The sequence below is a fragment of the Bradyrhizobium sp. genome (assembly GCF_049581145.1).
Lineage (GTDB): Bacteria > Pseudomonadota > Alphaproteobacteria > Rhizobiales > Xanthobacteraceae > Bradyrhizobium.
Genome location: NZ_JBAURI010001267.1, coordinates 1 through 1,785, shown reverse-complemented (window position 1 = coordinate 1,785; position 1,785 = coordinate 1). Strand labels below are relative to the sequence as shown.

General features: G+C 62.5%; 1 protein-coding gene. It reads right to left on the bottom strand.

Translation table 11 applies throughout. The features are described from left to right. Positions 1-49: 49 nt before the first annotated feature. The gene (locus WCB02_RS40220; RefSeq protein ID WP_423968134.1) at positions 50-1,603 is read right to left on the bottom strand and encodes an ISL3 family transposase; all 1,554 of its coding nucleotides are present in this window, start codon (positions 1,601-1,603) and stop codon (positions 50-52) included. Positions 1,604-1,785 lie beyond the last annotated feature (182 nt).

Here is a 1,785-nt window from a genome sequence, read left to right as displayed (position 1 = left end):
GGGTCCCACTTCGGCTCTGACTCAAACTCGGTGCAGATCGGCGGTCGTTTCATGTGGGTACGACCAGGCGTGCGCGGAGAAGATCCAGCCCTGCGCGGCCGTACATTTGCCGCTTTACCAATTTGAGTTTGGTAATCTGACCTTCGGTCTGTCCGTTCGACCATGGCTCGGTTATGGCTGCCCTGACCGCCGCAAGGTCGCGTGTGATCCCTTTAGCGAACGAGGCAAGTAAGCTGCCACCGGTGTCGACGAGCCAAGATGTCAGCGCCTCGGCATCGCGGGTCCGTAGTATCTGATGAAACCGTTCTACCAAGTTTCGTGCCGCGGCGAGTGCAGGTACGCCGGTCTCAACGGCGGCAATGGTGATGGCGTCGGCCTTCGATAACTGTTCGCGGCGCATCGTCAGCATCCGGCTGAGCTGCCGTGCCGGCGGTGGAACGCGTGTCAGTGCGAGGTCGGTCTTCTCGCTGCGCCGGCGCCGCGTGGCCCATTCCGCCACGACCCGAACACTACCGCAAAAACCCTCGGCACGCAGACGTCGCCATAGCTCGGCGCCATTCCGGCAGCCCGCGCTCCAATCAGAATCGAGCTTGGCGAAGTAGGGCTCCAGCATGCGCTCTCGTGATCGGAACACGTCACCGTCGCCGCCGCGCAGCACGCTACGGACCAACTTGCGGCTCCGGCCTGTCTGACGGGTGATCGCCTTGATGGAATTCCCTGCATCCGCAAGCCGCGTGATGACCCGGCTGTCGTCCTGGCGCCGCAGAAAGCCGTCGTATTGCAGGCGTTCGGCACAGGTTAGCAGCGCCGGGTTGATCGTGGTGGATGCCAGGGTTCGTCGAATGGAGCGCATCGACTGCCGCACGGCATTCAGGAACGCGGCGCTGGCATTTTCCATGAGATGCCAGCGGTCTGCGACCTGCATGGCTTGTGGCGCTGCCCTACTCGCGGCATGGCCGTATCCGGCACCCCGATCGCGCGAAACCACGGTAATGCCAGGGTGAGCCGCCAGCCAGGTCTCGACCGTTGCGGTTTCTCGGTCTGGCAGCAGGTCGATGATTCGGCGCTGTTCAAGGTCACACAGCAGCGTGCCGTAGCGTTGACCGCGCTTCCAGGCGAAATCGTCGATGCCGAGGACGCGGACACCGGTTTCCGTGGGCATCGCACGTCGCCGCACGACGCGCAGCAGCGTGTCCCTGCTGACCGGCAGCATCAGTCGCCGGGCAAGACGGGCAGCAGGGCGGCCGCCCAAGGTAACTCCAAGATGATGAACGATGCCCTCAAGCCGGGATGTGCGCCGAGCTCCTCTGGGCGCGACATTTTCGGCCAATGGTTCGCCGAAGATCTGTCGCGGGCACTCGGCGTTGCCGCATCGGAACCGGCGAACCTGAACGCGCAAGTGCACAGCATGGCCGTGCGACGGCAGGTCCCGTAAGCGTCGCTCATATCGGCTATGGATGCGCGTGGAAGCCAGACCGCAATCAGGACAGGCCGCGTCAGCCGCGCTCGGATGCGCTGTGATCAACATTCGATCGGCCTCCAGGGCGATCCCATCAATTACCAGCCCAGCCGGTGAAATCCGCTGAAACGATGTGCGGCGCATCCAAGTTCTCCTCCGATCAGGATGGCGAACTCTACCGTGCCTGCACCGAGTTTGAGTCAGAGCCCCAATTGCGTGCCGTTTGACAATCAAAGACCGATTAGAAGATCGTCAAAACGAGTCAGATCATCAACGGCCAATTTCGGTCACGCCATCGCGATTGCCGCGTTGGCATCAAATTTGGT

What these genes read in the sequence shown, in the direction of transcription:
- WCB02_RS40220 (WP_423968134.1), bottom strand. Translation starts at nt 1,603, where the DNA reads ATGCGCCGCACATCGTTTCAGCGGATTTCACCGGCTGGGCTGGTAATT.